This is a genomic window from Algoriphagus iocasae (genome assembly GCF_014206875.1).
In the GTDB taxonomy this organism is placed as follows: Bacteria; Bacteroidota; Bacteroidia; order Cytophagales; family Cyclobacteriaceae; genus Algoriphagus; species Algoriphagus iocasae.
In genome coordinates this window covers 303,553-325,920 of the sequence record NZ_JACIJO010000002.1, presented here as the reverse complement: position 1 = coordinate 325,920, position 22,368 = coordinate 303,553, and the positions used below count along the sequence as shown (strand labels likewise).

Annotated in this window: 22 protein-coding genes; 8 read left to right on the top strand and 14 right to left on the bottom strand. The window is 37.8% G+C overall.

Translation table 11 applies throughout. The features are described 5' to 3' along the window. Window positions 1-36 precede the first annotated feature (36 nt). From coaE to FHS59_RS08830, 7 genes are all read right to left on the bottom strand, one after another. Entirely contained in the window at window positions 37-645 is a 609-nt protein-coding gene (gene coaE, locus FHS59_RS08860; protein ID WP_184494790.1) for a dephospho-CoA kinase, read from the bottom strand. After that, window positions 638-1,603, bottom strand: coding sequence for a YbbR-like domain-containing protein (locus FHS59_RS08855; protein ID WP_184494789.1), 966 nt, complete (start codon window positions 1,601-1,603; stop codon window positions 638-640). The genes coaE and FHS59_RS08855 overlap by 8 nt, the downstream gene beginning before the upstream one ends. An 8-nt stretch (window positions 1,604-1,611) precedes the next feature. Beyond that, window positions 1,612-1,929, bottom strand: coding sequence for a preprotein translocase subunit YajC (gene yajC, locus FHS59_RS08850; RefSeq protein ID WP_184494788.1), 318 nt, complete (start codon window positions 1,927-1,929; stop codon window positions 1,612-1,614). Window positions 1,930-1,931: 2 nt separating this feature from the next. Next, window positions 1,932-2,474, bottom strand: a complete 543-nt coding sequence (locus FHS59_RS08845) for a DUF1573 domain-containing protein (protein ID WP_184494787.1) — start codon at window positions 2,472-2,474, stop codon at window positions 1,932-1,934. Window position 2,475: 1 nt separating this feature from the next. Beyond that, window positions 2,476-2,781 carry a YtxH domain-containing protein gene (locus FHS59_RS08840; RefSeq protein ID WP_184494786.1) on the bottom strand — a complete coding sequence of 102 codons (306 nt, stop codon included), beginning with the start codon at window positions 2,779-2,781 and terminating at the stop codon, window positions 2,476-2,478. A 7-nt stretch (window positions 2,782-2,788) separates the two neighbouring features. Then, the gene (gene nusB, locus FHS59_RS08835; protein WP_184494785.1) at window positions 2,789-3,973 is read right to left on the bottom strand and encodes a transcription antitermination factor NusB; all 1,185 of its coding nucleotides are present in this window, start codon (window positions 3,971-3,973) and stop codon (window positions 2,789-2,791) included. A 117-nt stretch (window positions 3,974-4,090) separates the two neighbouring features. Beyond that, complete coding sequence (locus FHS59_RS08830) at window positions 4,091-5,191, bottom strand: Glu/Leu/Phe/Val dehydrogenase (RefSeq protein WP_184494784.1); 1,101 nt, start codon at window positions 5,189-5,191, stop codon at window positions 4,091-4,093. 147 nt (window positions 5,192-5,338) lie between these two features. On the opposite strand from FHS59_RS08830, the gene FHS59_RS08825 reads away from it, so the two are divergent. Both FHS59_RS08825 and FHS59_RS08820 read left to right on the top strand, forming a co-directional pair. Continuing rightward, window positions 5,339-7,141, top strand: coding sequence for an ABC transporter ATP-binding protein (locus FHS59_RS08825; protein ID WP_184494783.1), 1,803 nt, complete (start codon window positions 5,339-5,341; stop codon window positions 7,139-7,141). A 73-nt stretch (window positions 7,142-7,214) separates the two neighbouring features. Continuing rightward, on the top strand, window positions 7,215-7,532 hold the full coding sequence (locus tag FHS59_RS08820; RefSeq protein ID WP_184494782.1) for a hypothetical protein: 318 nt from the start codon (window positions 7,215-7,217) through the stop codon (window positions 7,530-7,532). Between the two features lie 39 nt (window positions 7,533-7,571). On the opposite strand, the gene FHS59_RS08815 is transcribed toward FHS59_RS08820, so the two are convergent. The 7 genes from FHS59_RS08815 to hemW all read right to left on the bottom strand — a co-directional run bounded on the left by FHS59_RS08815 (window position 7,572) and on the right by hemW (window position 15,473). After that, window positions 7,572-8,948: a peptidylprolyl isomerase gene (locus FHS59_RS08815; protein ID WP_184494781.1), complete on the bottom strand. Its 1,377-nt coding sequence runs from the start codon at window positions 8,946-8,948 to the stop codon at window positions 7,572-7,574. A gap of 46 nt (window positions 8,949-8,994) precedes the next feature. Beyond that, window positions 8,995-10,995: a peptidylprolyl isomerase gene (locus FHS59_RS08810; protein ID WP_184494780.1), complete on the bottom strand. Its 2,001-nt coding sequence runs from the start codon at window positions 10,993-10,995 to the stop codon at window positions 8,995-8,997. Between the two features lie 85 nt (window positions 10,996-11,080). After that, entirely contained in the window at window positions 11,081-11,494 is a 414-nt protein-coding gene (locus FHS59_RS08805) for an ATP-binding protein (protein WP_184494779.1), read from the bottom strand. Between the two features lie 2 nt (window positions 11,495-11,496). Further along, a complete protein-coding gene (locus FHS59_RS08800) occupies window positions 11,497-11,829 on the bottom strand; it encodes an STAS domain-containing protein (protein ID WP_184494778.1) in 333 nt (110 codons plus the stop codon). A gap of 22 nt (window positions 11,830-11,851) precedes the next feature. Beyond that, window positions 11,852-13,912 (bottom strand): GAF domain-containing SpoIIE family protein phosphatase, encoded by a 2,061-nt coding sequence (locus FHS59_RS08795; RefSeq protein WP_184494777.1) that lies wholly within the window; start codon window positions 13,910-13,912, stop codon window positions 11,852-11,854. 114 nt (window positions 13,913-14,026) lie between these two features. Further along, window positions 14,027-14,338 (bottom strand): DUF721 domain-containing protein, encoded by a 312-nt coding sequence (locus FHS59_RS08790; RefSeq protein ID WP_184494776.1) that lies wholly within the window; start codon window positions 14,336-14,338, stop codon window positions 14,027-14,029. 13 nt (window positions 14,339-14,351) lie between these two features. After that, window positions 14,352-15,473, bottom strand: a complete 1,122-nt coding sequence (hemW, locus tag FHS59_RS08785) for a radical SAM family heme chaperone HemW (protein ID WP_184494775.1) — start codon at window positions 15,471-15,473, stop codon at window positions 14,352-14,354. A 43-nt stretch (window positions 15,474-15,516) separates the two neighbouring features. Here hemW and FHS59_RS08780 point away from each other — a divergent pair, with 43 nt between their 5' ends. The 6 genes from FHS59_RS08780 to porL all read left to right on the top strand — a co-directional run bounded on the left by FHS59_RS08780 (window position 15,517) and on the right by porL (window position 22,335). Continuing rightward, window positions 15,517-17,220: a BamA/TamA family outer membrane protein gene (locus tag FHS59_RS08780; protein WP_184494774.1), complete on the top strand. Its 1,704-nt coding sequence runs from the start codon at window positions 15,517-15,519 to the stop codon at window positions 17,218-17,220. A gap of 2 nt (window positions 17,221-17,222) precedes the next feature. Further along, window positions 17,223-18,344 (top strand): DUF4271 domain-containing protein, encoded by a 1,122-nt coding sequence (locus tag FHS59_RS08775; protein ID WP_184494773.1) that lies wholly within the window; start codon window positions 17,223-17,225, stop codon window positions 18,342-18,344. 30 nt (window positions 18,345-18,374) lie between these two features. Next, window positions 18,375-19,148 (top strand): uroporphyrinogen-III synthase, encoded by a 774-nt coding sequence (locus FHS59_RS08770; RefSeq protein WP_184494772.1) that lies wholly within the window; start codon window positions 18,375-18,377, stop codon window positions 19,146-19,148. A gap of 76 nt (window positions 19,149-19,224) precedes the next feature. After that, window positions 19,225-20,205 (top strand): PorP/SprF family type IX secretion system membrane protein, encoded by a 981-nt coding sequence (locus FHS59_RS08765; protein ID WP_184494771.1) that lies wholly within the window; start codon window positions 19,225-19,227, stop codon window positions 20,203-20,205. Window positions 20,206-20,383: 178 nt separating this feature from the next. Beyond that, on the top strand, window positions 20,384-21,478 hold the full coding sequence (gene porK / locus FHS59_RS08760) for a T9SS ring complex lipoprotein PorK/GldK (protein WP_184494770.1): 1,095 nt from the start codon (window positions 20,384-20,386) through the stop codon (window positions 21,476-21,478). Window positions 21,479-21,534: 56 nt separating this feature from the next. Then, a complete protein-coding gene (gene porL / locus FHS59_RS08755; RefSeq protein WP_184494769.1) occupies window positions 21,535-22,335 on the top strand; it encodes a type IX secretion system motor protein PorL/GldL in 801 nt (266 codons plus the stop codon). Window positions 22,336-22,368 lie beyond the last annotated feature (33 nt).

The window sequence follows — 22,368 nt, the reverse complement described above, 5'->3', positions numbered from 1 at the left end:
TTTAAAAATCAGTGGGGTAGGAAAAGAAATTATTAATTAATTCGATTTCGCAATTAGGACTTCATGGACTTTCAATACTTGAGGAATCAATAATTTATTATCCACATTCTTTATTACAAAATCCGCTAATTCATTCTTGTTTTCATCAGGCAATTGCTGATCGATAATATTATTCACCTGCTCGACAGTTCGGTGATTATCACGCATCAATACTCTGGCAATTCTGACTTTGATAGGCGAGCTGACATTGATGACATAATCTAAGTCTTTGTTACTCCCTGTCTCAAAAATCAATGCAGCTTCCTTTAAAACATAGGGGCTAGTTTGATTTTCTGCCCAAGTTTTAAAATCCTTGCCAACTGCAGGATGTACTAATGCATTGATTTTTTTTACTTTTTCAGGATCCGAAAATACCTTCTCTGCCAAATAAGATCTGTTGATTGTTCCGTCTTCCAAATAAGATTCAGGACCAAAATTCGCTTTTATCCCTTCGATCAACTTTGGTTCATTAGCCATTAACCATTTCGCTCGATCATCAGCAAAGTAACAGGGAATACCTAAAATTTGAAAAATCTTGGCGACAGTGGATTTTCCGGATCCGATTCCTCCAGTTAGCCCAACCAAAAGGGGATGTCTTCTACTCATATTTGAGCTTAATCGTTGCGGGTTCAATTCGCACCTGGTCTAGATAACCTGGCATCGGTTCTACTTTAACAGTTATGGTGCTATCCTCTTTATTTCTTTGAGAATAATTCAATACTGCCTCGAATTCCAATTCTTTCAGATCATTTAGATTTCTCTCATCGACCAAGTAAAACATCATGATCGTCATTTCCTCATTTTCCATCGTTGCTGTTCGAGGAAAATTGATTTTTTTGACTTTCAGTCTTTTGTTTCCAGGTAAAAATTCCACCACTTCAAACTGCACATTGATTTCTTCTTCAGTCAAACTAAGCTTATTACTTAGATCTTTTGGAATCTCTAGTTCAATGTCTTGATTCACATTTTCGTTGATTTTATCCTTGTTCATCTTCACAGGGAAAGTTCCTTCAAATGTTTTCAAGACGGAGCTTGGACCTTTTACTTTGATAGTAGAGGGTTCGAATTTAATATCTCCTAAGAGCCTGAAATTGTTAGCTAAAGAATAGGAGTTTGAATCTAATTGTGGTTTTAGCTGAACAGTCTGAATTTGGTCAATTTGATATTGGATGGAATCTTCCAAAACCGAAATTAATTGGGTAGGACTTAAAAAATCACCTAAAGATCTTTTCAGATCAGTAGTAAGGATGTAGTCTTTTGATGCGGGATTTTCTAAATCAATTTGAAATGGTGTTTCATTGATATTAAAGTACTTTCTCAATAAATCCCATCCATTCCCATTGATTTCTATTTCTATGCTTGAGGGCAATTGTTTGACAGGCATATAAGCCTCTTCATTGTAGACGATCTCTATTGGAAAGTCCACAATCGTATTATAATCGTCCTTGTTTAGGGCGTTTAAAATCCAAAAAGTGGTAGCTGCTGCAATGCAGAGAACTACCACTTTTAGATCAGAGAGTTTTTTTGGAGAAATCCCTTTTGAGGATTTTTTTATTTCCGGCAAAATTCAACTTATTTACTTGTAGTCGTTTTTTTGGAGAAGTCCAATGAAATCGCTGATTTCTCAACGGTTACTTTCAAACCTCTATCTAACTCAAGGACAACGGTATCAGAGTCTACGGAACTTACTTTTCCATGAAGACCACCAATAGTAACCACTTCGTCCCCTTTTTTGATTTCTTCAATAAATTTTTTGCTTTCCTTTTGTTTTTTCTGCTGTGGTCTGATCATAAAGAAATACATAATCAGAATAATAGAACCGAACAGGAAAACTTGTCCGAGAATGCCGCCACCACCTGCGGCGGCCTGTGCCAATACTGTAGTAAACATGCTTATTTTTTAACTGGTCCTACTGGAGCCGCTGCCCCAGCTATTTTAGGTGTAACTGTACCCTTCATTCTCAAACGAGTTACAGTTGGGTTGGTATTTGCCTGAATACTAACAGTTGGAGCCTGTGCTCCTTTTTTAGAAGCGGAGTTAAACACAACTTTTACAAATCCTTCTTCTCCTGGTTTAATAGGAGTTTTAGTCCAGTCAGGAGTCGTACATCCGCAAGAAGCAGTGATATTGGAAATTACCAATGGCGCTTCTCCTGTATTTGTAAAGCTGAATTCATGCTCAATAATCTGACCTTCATTGATGTTACCAAAATCATATTCCATTTCTGGGAATTGGAATTGGCCTAAGGTACTTGGATCCGCCACTTGAGATGCTTGCGCATTCACAGGGGTAACAGAGGTATTGCTCGTTTCTAAAGCGGCAATTTTTTCTTCCAATGCCTTAATCTTAGCATCTTGGTCGGTTTTTTGGCTGCAGGCAGTTCCCAACGCAAGGCAAAGGGATAGAGCTGCTGCACTCAACATGTTGATTTTCATATTAGTTGTCTCCTTGGTTTATTTGATCGATTAACTTATTCACGTCATTCAACAAATTCTCGGCTTTGTTCTTTGCTTCCGAGATTACTCGCTTTCCTTCACTTTTAGCTTCGTTGAAGTGAGTTTCTTTTCCTTCTACTAATTCAGTGATTAGATCTTCTAATTCTTTCTTATACTTCGAAAGCTTAAAAGTCAATTTATCACGGGTGTTTTCACCTGCATCAGGCGCAAAAAGTATTCCTATTGCTGTACCTACTCCAGCTCCTACAAGGAAAGCTAAAAGGGAGTTGCTGCTGTTCTTGCTCATAATTATATTATTTATTGTCCAAAAGTCCTCTTCCGCTTTTACGGATTTCGCCACTTTCGGTTAGTTCTTTTGACATGACATCTAATAATCCGTTGACAAACTGCTTACTTTTTGGTGTGCTGTATGTCTTGGAAATGTCAATGTATTCGTTAATACTTACTTTGACAGGGATGCTTGGAAAATTTTTCATCTCTGCCAAAGCCATTGAGATGATGATTTTATCTGTAAATGCAAGTCTCTCAATATCCCAGTTTTTGGTTTTTTGCGAAATCAAAGCCTTACTTTCTGCATCACTCTCGATGGTGAAGTTAAAGATATTTTGAAAAAACTCCTTATCCTCATCCCAGTTCATTGCAATCTCCGGAAGTTGATTGCTTTCTTCATCATCTAATAAGGAAGAATTTTTCAACACCTTTGATGCTAAACTCCTTACAACGGATTTGTTTTCAGTCCAGTTTAAGTCTTTTTCAGAAAAATAATTAAGAATAACCTCATTCTTAAATATGATCTTCTTTAAAAGCGTGTCTGCAATCTCAAAATCCTGCTCCAATGTAGGGTTAGAAATCCCAATATAAGCCTGGTATTCTTCAGACGGTTTGACGTAATCTCTAAACCATTCACTTATTTCCAGTTCCAAGTCATCCAAGTTTGCATTATTTCTTGCGACTGCTGCTTTATAAGCATCAGACTCGCGAATATGTTTCAGCACTTGGTTATTGGCCAGATTTAAATCATTTGCAAATCCAGCTGGATCGCCTCCATTAAATCTCATTTTTTTGTCAAACTCTTTGCCGACATGTTTTGCGAATGCCTGAAGTAACTCGATTGCCAATAAATAAAGCTGGGGAATTCGCTCCGCAGAGACTACCATGTTTTTCAAAAGGAATTCTTTATCCTTTTCATTTGCTGCTTTAAATTGCTTAAGTGCATCTAAAACAACTTTTTTAACTTTTGTGGAGGCTTCGCTCGAATTCAGAGTTTGAGTATTTCCGAGATTCTCTTCGAATAGTTTCACGGCTAGTTTTGCCTCTTCGTTTAGAGCAGCTTTATCCTGAACCTCCATACTGTTGAGATCCGGTAAAAAAGATTCTTTAATAAAATCTTTGGCCAAATTGAGGTTTGACCCTTTACATTGCTCGTAAGCATAAAGGTTTTGGAATGCCTTGACCCTTAGTATTCTTCTGTTTAGCATATCTTAGAAATGGAGTTGCAAATATAGGGAATTTGCATGGGGTATACCCATGGCTATATAGACAAAAAAACCACCGAAAATTGCTTTTCGGTGGTTTAAAATGAATCATTTTGGACCTTAGAAAGGTAATTTGACTCTGCCCATTGCTTCAATTCTGGCTTTTGCAGTCTCGATAGCAGCTTGTTGAGCTGGGATATTTTCTTTTTCTGACTTTTCTAAAATGCCAAAACAAGTGTCATATATTTTCTCTGTTTGCTGATACACAATCTCTTTGATATAACCTCCAAGATATTCTGCACCTACATTGATCACCCCACCAGCGTTGATTAAGAAGTCAGGAGCATATACAATTCCTTTTTCCAAAAGGATTTTTCCATGCTTCGCTTCATCTTTCAACTGGTTATTGGCTGCTCCGGCAATGACCTTACATTTTAATCTGTCAATGGTTTCGTCATTGATTGTAGCTCCAAGAGCACAAGGAGCATAAATATCCATGTTTAGATCATAGATAACGTTAGGATCTACAACCGTTGCTCCCGTATTCTTTGCAACCTGCTTTAATTTATCTTCAAAGATGTCGGTGATCATTACCTCAGCACCTTCTTTCACAAGGTATTCGATCAAGTATTTTCCTACCTGTCCCACACCCTGCACAACGATTTTCTTTCCGTTTAATGAATCAGAACCGAATGCTTTTTTAGCAGCAGCTTTCATTCCCATGTAAGTTCCATAGGCTGTTACAGGGGAAGGATCTCCTGATCCTCCTTTGATTTCTGGTAATCCTGCCACATGACGAGTTTGCATTCTGATCATTTCCATGTCAGAAGTGTTCATGTTGACATCTTCTGCAGTGACGTATCTTCCGCCCAAGCTTTCGATGAATCTTCCGAATCTTCTCAAGAAAGCTTCACTCTTCAAGGATGGATTACCCAAAATGACTGCTTTACCTCCTCCAAGATTTAATCCTGCTAGGGAATTTTTAAAAGTCATTCCTCTGGATAATCTTAAAACGTCTGTGATTGCCTCTTCTTCTGTAGCATAAGGCCACATTCTCGTACCACCAAGTGCCGGTCCCAATACCGTATTGTGAATACCGATGATTGCTTTTAGCCCAGTAGGCTGGTCATGACAAATCACGACTTGCTCGTGATCCATGGTGCTGATTTGTCCAAAGATGGATCCCTCTCGCACAGTTTCGGTAGCTTTAATCTCTAACATGTGAACTTAGCTTTTTAGAATGTGTTATATTTGGGACTTAACCTCGTTAAAAAGGCCGATACAAAATTAAATACTTTTATTGGCCTTCAAAGGATTAATATATCTAGTTTCTGCAAACTTATTTCTTGATTTTAAAATTTTTATTTGGTGAAACCACTTTGGAGACTCAATAAGTATTTATACAAATACAAGGGCTTATTGCTTTTGGGAATACTATTTACGGTAATTTCTAACATTTTCGTAATTATCCCAGCGCAGTTGGTTAGACTTGCCATAGATTATGTGGTAGAAAGTTTTTCCATTTTTAAGCCTTTAGAGCTTGGCGGAGCTGGCGAAAATGCACGTGAAATTTTTCTTCAATTCGTATTTGTTTTTGGGATTTTGATTTTGGTAATGGCACTCTTAAGAGGTTTTTTCCTCTTTTTGATCCGCCAAACCATCATTATCATGTCCAGAAGAATCGAATATGACATGAAGAATGAAATTTATGAGCATTATCAGAATCTTCCTTTAAGCTTCTATCGAAAGAACAGCACCGGAGACCTCATGGCTCGAATTACTGAAGATGTCAGCCGCGTGAGAATGTACTTGGGACCTGCGATTATGTATGGACTCAACTTATTGATTCTATTCCCCTTGGTGATTTCTTACATGATTTCCGTCAATCCTGTATTGACTCTTTATTCCTTATTGCCACTTCCAGTACTTTCACTGAGCATTTATTTTGTCAACAACTTAATAAATGAGCGTTCTGAAAAGATCCAACGAAGTCTTTCTGGTTTAAGTACGTTTGTCCAAGAGGCTTTCTCCGGAATTCGCGTAATCAAAGCTTTTGTCAGGGAAGAAGACAGTGCCAGAGATTTTGCTGAAGCGAGTGAGGATTACAAAGTAAAATCGATTCGTCTTACGAAAGTAAACGCTTTGTTTTTCCCAATAATCATGGCTTTGGTAGGTATTTCTACCATCATCACAGTTTATGTTGGCGGAATGCAGGTAATCAGCGGTGAAATTGGATATGGGATTATCGCAGAATTTATTCTTTACGTCAACATGCTTACCTGGCCTGTGACTTCTTTGGGTTGGGTGACAAGTATTGTACAACGTGCTGCTGCTTCACAAACTCGAATTAATGAATTCTTGGACCAGAAGAATGACATTCTGAGTAAAGAAAATATTGAAACTGAAATTGAGGGAAGAATATTGGTGGAGGATCTAAGTTTTGTTTATCCTGATTCGGGAATAAAAGCTTTAGATCATATCAGTTTTGAAATTAAAGCAGGGCAGACATTGGGAGTCATTGGTACTACAGGTTCTGGAAAATCTACGATTGCAAATCTGTTAATGCGAATGTATGACCCTTCCTCCGGATCAATCAAAATTGATGGTGTGCCAATCAACCAATACAAAATCTCTAGCTTGAGAAAGCAGATTGGGTATGTTCCCCAAGATGTTTTTCTGTTTTCTGATTCGATTGGGAATAATATTGCTTTTGGATTGGATACAGCAGACAAGGAGAAAATTCAAAAGGCCGCGAAGGATGCAGATGTTTATCAAAACATCATAGATTTCCCAAATGGTTTTGAAACCATGCTTGGAGAGCGGGGAATTACGCTTTCTGGAGGGCAAAAGCAACGGGTTTCCATAGCTCGAGCTATAGCGAAAGAACCAAAGATTTTGATTTTGGATGATTGTCTTTCTGCCGTGGATACCAAAACTGAAAATGTGATCTTAAATGCACTGAAGAAAATTATGAAGGACCGAACTTCAGTAATTATTTCGCATCGGGTTTCCTCTGCAAAATTAGCGGATCACATCATCGTTTTGGATGATGGGAAAATAGTAGAACAAGGAAATCATAATTCGTTGATGGACCGAAGAGGGGTTTATGCAGAACTGTATGAAAAGCAGACTCAGGCAGGTGAATCAATCGAAGGGGAAAAATTAATCTAATTCTCAGCTCCTGATTAACTCTTTCAGAAAATTGACTAACTTGATTAGAATCAATTGTTTAAATCAATTCAATATGGAAGATAAGAAATCAACTTTAGGAGATATTGAGAAAGTCCTCGGCGAAATAGGGGATAAAATAGAAGAGCTTGTCAAGAAAGGCGCAGATGCCGGATCTGAGGTCAAGGAAGATATTGAAAAGAAGATCAAAGAGCTGAAAGAGAATAAAACTACTTTGGAAGCTGAGTTGAAAAAAGGAAAAGAGCTTCTGGAAAAGGAATTTAAGGAAAAGAAAGAGGAGTTTGAGCCGAAGTTGGAAGAGTCAAAGGGATTTTTTAAAGAAGGCATCAAACAGTTCGGGAAAGCCTTAAAGGCATTATTTGGAAAGAAATAAAAAAAAATCCCGGAAGGAAATTCCGGGATTTTTTTTGTGCTACCTCTCTTGGAGCACCTTACATCGATCATAAGCGGGATCGACATCTATAAATACATCTTCTTTGGCAGTGATGAACCATTTACTTAACAACTCATCTTCCTTCTTTCTCAAAGTAGCTGCCTTCATTTTTTCGTAATCATCCTCAAGATTAGCCCTGTGTGCAGGGTATTTAGACTGGTAATAAAGGATTCTTACTTTCGTGCCCTCTCTTGGATCTTCGAAACGAATAGGCTTAGTTACTGTGCCTACTTCCATGCTATCCAAAGTGAAGTAAAGTACTGGATCCTCAAGAGTACGAAGTGTCAGTCTTTTTGAGTTATTTGCCGGGTCTACGAAGAAACCTCCATTATCAGAGGTACCTCTATCATCAGAGTATTCTTTTGCTGCTTTCGCAAATTCGATTTTTCCAGCTTGAATTTCAGTTTTTAAACTGTCGAGATATCTTTCTGCTTTCAAAAGATCCTCCTCAGAAGCCTTTGGAATCATCAAAATGTGACGGGTATTATAAGAACCAGTTCTTTTTTCCAATAATTGAATCAAGTGAATACCAAAAGCAGTTTCTACAGGATCTGAAATCTCTCCTTGTTTTAATTCCATCGCAGTAGCTTCAAACTCTGGAGCCAATTCCCCACTTCTGAAAAAACCTAAATCTCCACCTTGAGCACCAGATCCAGGATCTTCTGAATAAGCTCTAGCCAGATCAGCAAAATCAGCTTTCCCGTCTAAAATATCCTGCTTAAACTGTCTCAACTTTGCAAAGATTTCCTCTTTGATTTTAGGATTTACATCTGGTTTTTTGACGATTTGACCTACTGTCACTTCTGCTGAAAAGAACGGAAGTGAGTCGGAAGGGATGCTTTTGAAGAATTCTCTTACTTCTGCCGGAGAAACGCTGATTCCTTCGGTAATCTTACCTCTCATTCTCTGAACGATCAGTTGTTCTTTGATGACTTCTTCGATTTCAGCTTTTAGCTGATCTGCTGTTTTCCCATACACCTCGGCAAGGGTTTCCTCGTTTCCTCCAAACTGCTGCATCACCATGTTAAACCGCTGATCAGTCTGAAGCATCACTTCAGCATCTGTTACCATGACAGAATCAATTTCAGCTTTTGCCACCATCAGTTTATTGACCATGAGGGTTTCAAAAACCTCACATCTTGTCGGAGGGGTAACTCCCTGCTGTCCTTGTGCCAAAGCTTCTAAATAAGTCTTTTGAACATCAGACTCCAGTAGGATATTGTTATCTACTTTTGCCACAATTTTATCCAAAACCTGTCCGGTAGCATTATTATTGGTAGATGCCTCCTGAGCAGATAATGAATTCAGCATTGAAAATGCAAAAAGGGTAAGCGTAAATCGGTTTAGTATTTTCATTAGTAGTCGATCAATCCGTAAAATTCGGTTGAATAGTTAGTCTTCTTTAATTTTGATTCAATGAAATGAAAGCCTCTTCTTTTGCCTTAGGATTCACTTGCACCGGATATTTGTTTTTTAACTCATCAATCAGGGCTTTATCCAGCTGTTCCTGATAGTCCTTAATCACCAAACCTCGGGTTTCATGGAATTTTTTAGGTCCTGCAGGAGATTTTTGACCCAAAAGGATCAAATGCAAATGCCCATTAGCTTCTATTTCCTGATAATTTTCATTCAAGTTTGCCTGAGAAAGTATCAGATGCTTTTTATATTCGATCAATCCATTTTCAGTTTGATAGGCCAAAGGCTTATTGGTTCTGTATTCAGTTTCGAAACTTTCCACAAGCTCTTGGGAATATTCTTTTCCTTTTAGAAGATTTCTAGCAGCATCTACTTGGGTAATATCCAAAACCTTTACTACATAGGCATTAACACGGTCATCCCATTGGTAATTTTGGATGTTTTCCTCATAGAACGCTTTTTGGCCGACAGAATCTTCAATTCCTTTTTGCCAAACTTCCTGGTTCATTAAAGAGAACATCAAAATGCCATCATGGTATTCCTTTACCAGCATTTGGTACTCTTTATTATTGGCAAGAATATCTGCGTCTTCCGCTTTATTCAAAACAGAAGCTGTAAATCGATCATACCAAGCATCAAAAACGGTGGTCTTTGCTCGGATACTCAATTCTTCCTCTTCAATAAATGACACCAAATCATTCATGGTGTAAGTTTTACCTTGAAGTGTAAACAATTCCTCATTGTCCAAACCCTTGGCGGCAACAGCGCCCGGTAGTTGGGATTTGGTAAATGTTTTTAATTTATTTTCCAGATTTGCAACCGAGGATTCGTTTTCATCAAAGTTGTATCTGGCTTTTTGAATTGCCATCACTTGGGACTGGATCATTGTGGATCTTGAATCCCTCATGATTTTTGAGCGGATGCTTTCCTCCAAGTCCTCAAATGAATCAATTGGTTTTTTCTCCTCTAAGCGCAAAATATGATACCCGTATTTGGTTCGGACAGGTGGAGAAACCTCTCCAATTTCTGTCAATGAAAACGCTGCCATTTCAAATTCAGGAATCATCGATCCCACACTGAAATAAGGAAGCATTCCCCCGTTTTGGCTAGAGGATGGGTCCTCAGAATAGTTTTTCACGATATCTTCCCAGATCGTATTCTCTTTCTGAATCTCAGTATAAATGTCTGCTACTTTTCTTCTCGCCAAATCTTCACTGTTGGGATCCTCTTCATCGATTCTCACCAAGATATGTGAAACTTTTACCTGGCCTGGATTTGGTCTTTTGTCAAAGACTTTGATTATGTGGTAACCGAAATTGGTCATTACCGGATCAGAAACCTGACCTGGCTGTAAAGAAAATGCAGCGTCCTCAAATGGCTGAACCATTTGCAATGCTGTGAAATATCCCAGATCGCCTTTGTTGATTTTGGCTGAAGGATCATCAGAATGCTCAACTGCCAACTCGTTAATATCGCCTCCTGCATTGATTTCATCTCTGATTTTCAATGCCATTCTCAATACGATCAGACTGTCATCTTTGCTCGCATTCGCCGGGAATTGAAACAGAATATGGCTTGCCCTCACCACTTCCTGCATTCTGGAATAGGCTTTGCGAAGCTCGCCTTCCTCCAAAGAGTTTTTAATGAGATAAGGTGATTTTAAATTTTCTTTGAAGGATTCAAATTCTCTATAAAATTCATCAGTCTTATCAAGTCCAAGTGCTTCAGCTTCTCTCACTTTGAGTTTGTAATTGATAAATAATTTGAGATTTTCTTCAAATTCATCTCTCGACATTCCTGCAGAAGTAGGATTGGAATCCTGCCCTTTAGAGATTAGATAGATCAATTCATCTTTTTCGATGGGCTCCCCGCCTAAAGTCAATAAAGTCTCACCCTGACCTGAATCTTGCCACGCAAAGACAGGGAAGGTAGTCGTCAAAACGAATAATAGAGAAAAAACAGATGCCGAAATCGCTCGGTGATTCATGAACTGGTGCTTAAATTCAGTGCAATTTTACAAATTTATCAGATAATAAAGGGAAATGGCTGAGAAGTCAGTGATTTAACAAGAATTAGGATCGAAACCACTTGATCAGTCTGCAGGTATTTTGGCCTTTATCGGACTCAAATTCTATTTCGTCCATGATAGTCTTTACCAAAATGATGCCCAATCCACCTTTTCTTTTTTCGCTGACCACCTTTTTGAGATCGGGAACTTCGTAATCCAATAAATTGAAAGCTTTTCCTTTGTCAGTTATTTCAAAGATTATTTTTTCGGGAGATTCTTTTACTTCAAGTTTAATCTGGTCTGAGCCATTGCATTGATGGGAATGTATGATCAAGTTGGCACATACCTCTTCCACCGCCAAAGTCAGCTGATGCTGGTCTTTGTCTGATAACTTGAGCTCTCTCAAGGTCGCTTGTAAAAAGCTCCTCAAGTCCGCCAGTGCAGTGGTTTTACAATATATTTTTAACTGATAATTCATTATTAAGCTTCTAATGCAGCTTCTTTTGTTTCATAAATGTCTATCAACTGATCTAGACCTAGGATTTTGAACACTTCAAAAACTCTAGGGGACAGTGCAAATATTTTTAAAGAGATTTCTTCTTCCTGAAAATCCTCGAGATAGGACATAAATACGCCTAATCCTGCCGAAGAGATATATTCCAAGCCATTTCCATCTACAAGAATCGATTTGGAACCGGTATTTTTCATCTCTTGCATTTTCTCGTCGAGAAGCACCGAGTTACTGGCATCTATCTCGCCTTTGATAATCAGCAGATCGTAATTTTCTTCTTTTAATGTCTCTATGGTAAGCATATGAAATGCGGATTACTTTAGGTTATGAAAATTTGATGACCATGATGGAATAATCGTCATCGATCAGTCCATCTCCACCTACATAGGCGTGGAGCGAATCAATTATTTTCGTTTGAATTTCTTTGGGACTTAGTTCGTGATATACTTCCAGTAAAGTCCGGATTCTCTCAAATCCAAACTGCTGCGATTTCTCATTTTTTGCTTCTACGATTCCGTCTGTAAATAAGACTAATACATCTCCTGAAGAGTAACTGAATGTTTTTTCCTCAACGTGATTTTCATACTGCTTGTTTCTCAAAATGCCCAAACCAAGGCCATCTATCCCCAGATAATCAGATTTTTTATCCAAAACCTGATGCATCAGAGTAGGGACGTGCCCAGCTCTCGCATGACAAACGGTTTTTTGAGCAGTATTGATTAGAAATATGGAAGCGGTGATAAAGTGATTTCTTTCGAGACATCGGCTCAAAGCGGCGTTTGCTTTGATCATGAATTGGGCTGGACTGAGGTTCAGCTGGATCAGACTTTGGAAAATTCCCTTCATTTGAGACATGTTAAATGCCGCGGAAGTACCTTTTCCTGAGACATCTCCGATGATCAATACGTATCTATCATCATCAAGTTTATAAGTGTCGTAATAATCACCACCCACCTCATCAGCTGCATTGGAATAGGCACAGATATCAAAAGAGTCATTGTGATCGAGTTTGGTAGGAAGTAAAGATTTTTGGACGCGTTGAGCAATTTTCAATTCTTCTTGATATCGCTCATTTTGAATTGCCTGATTCAGAAGTCGATGGTTTTCCACAGCGATACAAGCCTGTCGAACAAAAGTGCTGATGATGTTGATCATCTCTTTGTTAAAGCCATCTCTCACTTCCTTGCAAAGCACCATCCTTCCAATCGCTGATTTATTGATCACTAGTGGAACAAGAAGAATGGATTCAAAGCGATTATGATTGAGCCTAATTGCCAAAGGTTCCAGATTTTCTGGACGGTTTTCCACTGCCCAGTCCTGCGCTACTTTTTGGTTTTGGATCAACTCACTGAGTTCTTCCTTTAAATCTTTTCCTAAAAATCTTTCCTGAAGAATGCCTTTGGTGCTGTCCTGATCTCCCAATTCAAGCCAAGCAGCATCTGCATAGGAGGCACTCATACAGGAGTCCACTAAAATATCTAAGACTTGTTCTTCACTTTCTTCGGGTTGAATAGACTGACTTAATCTCTGGAAATTGATCGCTTCAGTAAGCTTTTGCTCAAAAACTGATGAAGTCGGCAAGTTGAATAAGGTGACCAAAAAACAGAAGAGCGCATAAATAAATATGAAGCTGAAAAGAGAAACCAAAAACAGATTATCGGTCAAATTGACGATAAACTTACTTCGGTCGCTGAATAATAAAACCTGATAAAACAGGTAACCACAGCAAATAATAATGATAAAAAGAAATAGAAGAGACTTCCATTTTTCTCTAAATGTGAGGTAAGGTATCCATTTAAGATTGGCAGAAAGTATAATTCCCAGACTGACTAAGATGACCAAGCCAAAAAGGAAGCTATAATCCAGGGAGTTGTTGTTGAAAAAGATAAAAAACATGGCTGCAAGCATCGCAAACTCATAAGCTTGCCATTGCTTGACCACTCTTTTACTTTTTTGATATAGGATCAGGTGTTTCCAAAGTAAGGCACTTGATATCAGGAATATGGAAATCAAGGCAAAGTTGACATGGTAGAAAAAGTTTCGCAGAAAAGGCTCATTGATCAAATTGCTATCTCCTAAAAGAGAATAGAATAGATTGATCATAATGGAGACGATAACTGCGACAATACCAGTGGACGCAGCCCGCCAAATAAGATTCAGAAAGTCAGTTTGACTGTTTTTATTGATGGAATAGTTATAAAAAAAGTAGACCGTCAGAAAGAATAGAATCTCGAGAATCCAGGTGAATTCTTGCGCTATACCGGATTCTAATTCATTTAAAATCCCGAATAGTCTTACCAAATCCACAAAAAGCAAAGACAGCCAGACCAAGATGGCCAGGAGCATACTGAGTTTTCCTATATGGATTGATGGTAATTTAATCATGGATTTTGTCCCACAATAATACTGAAAGAGAACTAAATAAGGATCGGGACTAAAAGATTGCTAGTGTTTATAATGTTAAAAAAAGTAAACTTTGAAGAGAAGAACTAATTTACTTTAGAAACACACTAAATCTTCAATCACTCCTTTCCCGAATTTGTTTTCTATCAAAGAAACAACTTTACCTTTATTCATCAAGAGTTCTTTTTTAACCGGACCTGAATTCAATTTCACAAAAAGTTTTTTTTCTTTAATGAATACGGAGGTGGTCCGATCGGCAATTGTTTTTCCGACGATTTCCGGCCAAGCCTGAATCAGGCTTTTTTCCTGAAATTTGGCTTCCAGACGATATGCTTTTAATAAATCCTGAAAAGCCGATTCCAACGGCGCCACTTCTTTCTTTCTGCTCAAAGGATTATTTTTGTTCATAAGGTGATTTCAATTATTTAAAAAGTGCTGCTGCGATGCTGTCTGCAAGTAGCTTTCCTTTTTTGCTCAAAGATAGCCGATTGTCTTCCCAATTCAGCCAGCCTTGTTGATTCATTTGATTCAAGATGGATTTTTTTTCTTCAGTTAGAGAATATCCATATTTTTTTTTGATAATGTCGAGATCAATTCCCCAGATAGTTCTTAATCCCGTAAGAATGTATTCATTTAGAATATCATCTACCTCCAGATTCTCCACTTCAAAAGGAATGGATCCAGATGCCAAGGAGTTAAGATAATGTGAATTATTTCTTGGGTTTGCTCCTCTATTACTGCCATCAAAAGAATGAGCACTTGGACCAATCCCTAGATAGGGGATGCCTTTCCAATAATTAGTGTTGTGAAGAGCAAATTGTCCAGGCTTTCCAAAATTTGAAATTTCATACTGAACGTAACCTGCATCTTCACTCAGTTGCTGTAGCATTTCAAATTGCTCAGAAACAAAATCCTCGTCTGGAGCTATAAATTTTCCTGATTTCTCCCAATTTCCTAAGGCAGTTTTTGGTTCCACCGTCAGAGCATAACTGGAAATGTGCCCTGGATTTAAAGAAATTGCCTCTTTTAGATCATCTTCCCAAATGGAATGATTCGAATGAGGAAAGCCATAAATTAAATCAAGGCTGAATTTTTCGAAACCAATTTGTCGGGCTTTATTTATCGCTTCTTTGGATTCAATAGCGGTATGAGCTCGATTATAAAAGTTTAAAACTTCTTGGTTGAAACTTTGAATTCCTAAACTCAAGCGATCGATTCCAAGACTTTTCCATGCCCTTAGATTTTCTTCATTGAGATCATCGGGATTTGCCTCGAGGGTTACTTCTTTCCAGTCTGATGAGTACTGACTTTGGATGGTTTCCAAAATGGATTCTATCATTTTGGGTTTTAAAAGGGAAGGAGTACCACCTCCAAAATAAACTGTTTCGATAGCTTCCCCTTTTAAATAATCCTTCCGCAGAAGAAGTTCCTGCTTGATCTGTTGGACCATTTCTTCCATTCTACTGAGATTGGTGCTGAAATGGAAGTCACAATAATGACAAGCCTGCTTGCAAAATGGGATATGAATGTAGATGCCTGCCAATGGAATTCTGTTATTTTGCGAATATAATCAATCCCAAAGACCCTTGAGGAAGTACTGCTTTGTTTTGCTCTTTTTGTCGCTGATCTCAGCAAACCGCCTGATGGGGCAAGTGGTGTTTTGGATGAGATGGGAAAGCGCCGATCAGGAAATTCGGCAGGAATGGAAGCCTTTTGCTAGCCAAGCTGAAATCGACAAAACTTTAGATTCGGTTTTGACAGATTTTTATCAAAGAGGATATCTTTCAGCTTTTAGGGAAAAAGAGAAAGAAGCCAATGACTCCTTGAGCTACTTGATTCATGTCGGTCAAAAATTCGAACTGGCGGAAATAAGAAAGGGTAATATCTCACCAGATTTATTGAACAATCTTCCACCTCCAGATCAAGGTTTTTTAGAATGGAATCAATGGATAAGTAATTCTTTGGAGTATTTTGAAAACAGAGGTTTTCCTTTTGCTCAGATTAAACTTGATAGCATAGATAGAGATAGTGACAGGATCCTCGGAGCAATTCATGTTGAAGAAGGTCCATATATCACTTGGGATAGTTTGAAGGTTGGAGGCAACACTAAAACTCAAGCAAGGTATGTTCAGAATTTAACGAGGATTCAACCGGGTACTGCTTTTTCTCAGAAGGAGTTTTTGAAGGCAAGTGAAACACTGAATCGGTCTCCCTATTTTGAATTATCCCAAAGTCCGGAATTGAACTTTCGGATCAAAAGTGCAAGTCCTACCTTTTATTTAAGAGATAGAAATGTCAATGTGATCGATGGGATCATAGGATTACTTCCCAATGAAAATGAACCTGGAAAGATATTGATCACAGGGCAACTTGATCTTGAGTTATTTCATCTCGGTGGAAAGGGGAGGGATGTTGCTGTTCATTGGCAGCGGATGAACAAAGAAACTCAATCGTTGGATATCAATGCGAAGGAATCATTTCTGTTTGGTTCACCTTTGAGTATTGGGTTGGGATTTCATTTGCTAAAACAAGATTCTTCTTTTCTCAATCGTCATTTTAGCTTGGATTTTGGATATGATTTTTCAAAAAATTCCTCCATTAGATTTTTTACAAAACGACAAGCCAGTGATTTGATCTCAACTTTTGCTTATAAAGAAGCAGTTGAATTGCCGGAAATCGCAGATTATAGATGGAATCTTTATGGGCTGGGATTGAAAGTTAACAGGCTGGATTCCCCATTTTTTCCAAGGCGAGGGTTTCTTTTTCAATCGGAATTTGCAGCGGGTAATAAAAAAATCCTTCAGAATACAGGAATACCTGAATCAGTATACCAAGGATTAGATTTGAATACACCACAAATCACAGGAAGTATCCAAGTTGAGCAGCATGTATTTATGAGTCAAATCTGGGGAATGTGGTTTAGGGGAAGCGGTGGATTTATCAGGAATGAAAATTTGTTATTAAATGATCTATATAGGATTGGTGGCTTAAAATCCATTCGTGGTTTCAATGAGAATTTCTTTTTTGCCAAAAACTTCGGATACTTCAATATGGAGCAGCGCTTATTTTTTGGAGGGAATTCCTATTTGATGGTTTTTTCTGATTTTGGAGTATTGAATAATCCGTTTGACGAGCGGGAAAAAGATTATCCGATATCATTCGGTGCTGGCATAAATTTAGAAACTGGCAATGGAGTTTTTAGATTTATTTATGGCTTGGGAAAATCTAATTTACAACCTTTGTCTTTCTCTTATTCCAGAATTCATTTTGGCTATCTGGCCAGGTTTTGAGCATGAAGCAAACCTATTTTAAACTCTTAACGCTTTTTTTGGTCTTGGCAAGCAACCTGAACCCTGCTTTTAGCCAGGTTTTGCAGGATTATGCGAGCCAATGGGAGAAAGGAACCCAAGAAACCTGGATCAGGCCAAATGATAGGTTGGTTTTGAGTCTGGATCTAAAAACCTTTCCGTTGGCGAATATCTCATTTGATTTTCCTGAAAAATCCGTTGTATTTATTGGGGAGAAACTATGGGTCTATGTGGAGAATGACACCACTTTCTCTCAACCAAGTGCAGATTTATCCGAAGAGTTTGGTTCGAAGGAGGTGGAATTGATTGTATTTAAAAAAGGGATAGAGCTAGGGGATGCTTCTGTCAGGAAAATATTGAATCCGACTTTTGTAGAAAAGAAAACTGAATCAGCAAATTTAAATCTGAATGAAAGAAGATTTGATCGTCAGGAATTGCGTGATTTTTTCTTTCTTTCTTTCCTGATCATTCTTTTTATTCTCGCATTATATAAGGTTGCTTATCCTTATTTATTTATAGCCATGATCCGGCCTGAATCTTTGTTAACGGCGGAGGATTTTTCGGAATCTGGAAGTTTGCAAAAGTTCTTTTCGATGGATGTATTGTTTTACATTTTATTGGTGAATTTGATGACTTCCTTGGTAGCAGTTATAGGTTTAGTTTTTTATAGACAAGACTGGCTGATCACTTGGATAGGGATTGACTTTAAATCCTTGATGATAGTTTGGGTGATTGGAGCATTGTTATTTTTTACAGTGACACTGGTGAAATTTACCGGTATAAAAATGATTGCCTATTTATTTGATCTGGGAAAACTAGAATTTGCACATTTCTTTTATCTATTGAGATTAGTAGTGATAGCTATAGGAGCTTTTGTATTGGTGATTGCATTTTTTTTAGCCAACGAATTTTCTTTGGCAAAAGAGGTAATAGGAGTCTCATTGTCAGTGTTTTTCTGGGTTTATATACTAGGTGTAATGGGCCTTTTCTTAATTATGATGAATAGATTGAGCTTTAAGAAATACCATTTATTTACTTACCTTTGCATCGCAGAACTAGTGCCCTTTTTGATCATGGCCAAGTTGGTCATGGTTTTGGGCCAGTAAATATTGAATGTTCAAAGCATAATAAATAGCATGAGCGCAGTTAGCAAAGACAGGTTCCGACCAGTAAAAAGTATTCTTGTTTCTCAGCCAAAACCAGCAGGTGAAAACTCACCTTATGTACAATTAGCGGAGAAGTATAATTTAAAGATTGATTTCAGGCAGTTTATTAAAGTTGAGCCAGTCCCGCCAAAGGAATTCAGAAAACAAAAGATCGATATTCTAAAGCATACTGCTATTATTTTTACCAGCAGAAATGCGATAGATCATTTCTTTGCTATATGTAAAGATTTTAAAATAGAGATGCCGGCAGAGATGAAATATTTTTGTATTTCTGATCAAACTGCACACTATCTTCAGAAATATATTGTAATCCGTAAGCGTAAATTATTCGTAGGTCAAAAGACTGCTGAGGATTTATTTGATTATTTCAAAAAGCATAAGTCTGAAAAATATCTATTCCCTTGCTCTGATATCCGTAAAGATGTCATTCCTGAGTACATGGAGAAGAATGGAATTGCATTTACAGAAGCAATTATATATCATACTTTGGCAGCGGATTTATCTGATTTGGCAGATGTGAAATACGATATTCTAGCGTTTTTCAGTCCATCTGGGATAAAATCTTTAAAAGTGAATTTCCCTGATTTTGTACAGGGGAAAACCAGAATTGCAGCCTTTGGTCCTACCACAGCACAGGCTGTAAGAGATTTAGATTTGATTTTGGATATTGAAGCACCATTACCAAATGCACCGAGTATGACTGGTGCGTTGGAGCTTTACATCAAAAAGGCGAATAATTTGTAAATCTTAGAATCAATTTCTGTGGTTTTTCAGTTTAATTCATTACAATAGTTTTCAGATTAGACTAAACCACGCTAAAATGATTCGAAGCGGCCACTGGAAGTACTTTTTTAAGAGCCTAATAGTATTTGTGATAATGGCAGGTGTTCAGCCTGCCTTTGCGCAACAAGACGCCCAATTTACCCAATACATGTATAATGGCATGTATTATAACCCTGCATTTGCAGGAAAGGATGGAGGGTTTAGGTTTTCTGCATTGCACCGGACCCAATGGGCCAATTACAGTACTTCAAACGGACAGGGAGGAGCTCCTGTAAGTCAGTTGCTAACTGCTCAAGGTAGATTAGATTCTAAGAATATAGGATATGGACTGACCATCGTAAATGATCAGATCGGTGCCAGTTCAAATTTAGAGATCAATCTCCAGGGATCTTATCATAAAAAGTTCAATAGATCTGATGTAAGTTTCGGGGTTTCGGTAGGGATGTTTTCTAGTTCATTGGATTTTGGGGAATTAATCGTAGTGAACCCAGAACCAAACCTTCCTTCTGCTGGAAAAGAGAACCAGATGAATATTAATTTCAGTGCGGGTTTATTATTTGATCGGGGAGATTATTACATAGGATTAAGTAGTAGGCATATAAATGAGCCTAATTTTGATTTTGGGGATGGTTCTTATGCAAATCAGTTAAAGAATCATTCTTACGTTTTATTGGGATATAGATTTAGACCGATAGGTCAATTGGCAATTGAGCCAAGTTTTCTATTAAAGTCGGTTTCATTTAATAATTTTTCTTATGATGTGAGCGTTATTGCTACACATCAGAATAAAATTAGTGGAGGAATAGCATATAGAGGGGAAGAATCAGTTTCTTTTATCCTTGGTTACAGCATATTAAAGGATAATTCCTTAAAATTGGGTTATGCATTTGATTTGGTAGTTGGTGGTGTTGAAGCAAAGGCTCCAACAAGTCACGAGCTCCTACTGAGATATACGTTGTCAGATGTAAGTCGACAAATAGAAAGAGTCATTCAAAGGACTCCTCGATTTAGGTTTTAAAAATTCAGATTTGTGAATTTTTGCTAAAAAGAGCCAAAAAATAAACAATGAACCCATCTTTAACGTAGCCAAGAAATTTGGCAGGTTATTTGCATAATTCTGGCAAATTCAGCTAAATTTCGAAGCTTTAGACTAGTTTAAATTGGGCATTAATTTGATGAACTCAAAAACGTCATTTATGTATAAAAAAATGAATTTTCGCTTATTGTCAATCACATTAGGTTTGGCTGTGGCGACACTATTACCTGGCTGCGGTCTTTTTAATAAGAAAGGCTCTGCTAGCGAAAAGGCTAATAGAAGAGGAGAAGTAACCGGAGTTCCAAAAAGGGAAAGTTGGCAGCAAAACCTACCGATTGATATGGTTCCCATTAAAGCAGGTACTTTTTGGATGGGACAGTCTGATGAGGATATAGCCTATACTCAATCTTCGATGAATAAGCAGATTACCATTTCTGAATTTTTCATGGATAAGTATGAAGTTTCTAATAATAAGTACAGACAATTTTTAGAGGCTGTGAAAAACGGTCAGTTGGAAACTGGTACTCCAACTACTTTAAAGGAAGCGCCAACATTTAATTTAGACGAGTTAAAGCCTGATACTACTGTTTGGTCTACTAGCTTCTCTTACCACTATGGTGATCCATTGATGGAGTTTTATTTTGACCACCCTGCTTTTGATAACTACCCAGTGGTAGGCATATCATGGGATCAAGCAAAACAATATTGTGAATGGAGAACATACCATTTACGTGCTAATGACGAATCTGAATATGATATGACTCCTTTCCGTTTGCCTTCAGAAGCAGAGTGGGAATATGCGGCTAAAGGTGGTAAAGACGTAGCGAAGTATCCTTGGGGAGGTCCTTATCTTAAAAACAAAAGAGGTTGTCTAATGGCAAACTTTAAACCTGGACGAGGTAACTATATTGACGATGGATTCCCATACACTGCGCCAGTAGATGTTTTTGCTCCAAACGGATTTGGTCTATATAATATGTCTGGAAATGTTTCAGAATGGGTTTTAGATGCCTATGCAGCAACTTCTAGTGCTATAACCTGGGATTTAAACCCGGTGTATGATGATCCAAATGAACCAAGAAAAGTTGTGAGAGGTGGTAGTTGGAAAGACATTGCCCACTTCCTTGAAACAAGTACCAGAACTTATGAATATGAAGATGTGGCTCAAGCACACATCGGATTCAGAACAGTAATGACATTTATAGGCAGATCAGGATCCATGGATGTGAAATCTGCTAAAAGAAGAAAAAGATAAAAAGTAATAATCTCACTAAAGAAATTCACCTTATAACTATAATCACACTTTAACACATGGCTAGCAACAGCAATTCGTTTTCAACAAAATTTTATTCAAGCATAATGCCTAAAATTTACGGTATTGGTGCTGCTGTAGTAATTCTTGGTGCGATGTTCAAAATCTTAGATTGGAATGGAGCAAATTGGATGATTGGTATCGGACTTACTACTGAGGCGTTGATCTTTTTCCTTTCCGCATTTGAACCACGCCATGAAGAAGTGGATTGGACAAAAGTCTACCCTGAACTTGCTGGTGGAGAACCTGGAGTAAAAAGAACTGTAGCAGCTAGTTCTGGTGATAACGTTTCTCAGAAATTAGATGAAATGTTGTCTAAAGCTAAAGTTGGTCCAGAACTAATAGAAAGCTTAGGTAAAGGAATGCAGAATCTTGCAACCTCCGCAGAAAAAATGGGTAACCTTTCTGATGCGGCTGTTGCTACAAATGAATATGCAACGAATGTAAAGACCGCTGCAAAAACTCTTGTAGACATGAATGCTTCGTATAGCAAAACTGCTGCTGCCTTGACAGAGATGTCTTCTGCTTCTCAGGATGCTAAAGCTTATCATTCACAAGTACAAACTGTAACAAAAAATCTTTCTGCATTAAACGCAGTTTATGAAATGGAATTGCAGGATGCGAATAGTCATGTGAAGACATTGAATAAATTCTATTCAAATATGACTGCAGCTATGGAAGGTCTTACCGAAGCCGGAAAAGAGACTGAAGCATTTAAAAATGAATTGGCTAAGCTAAATCAAAACGTAAGTTCATTGAATAAAATCTATGGTGGAATGTTATCCGCTATGAAAGGTTAATTATACTCAATCATCTAGAATAGACTAATAAAA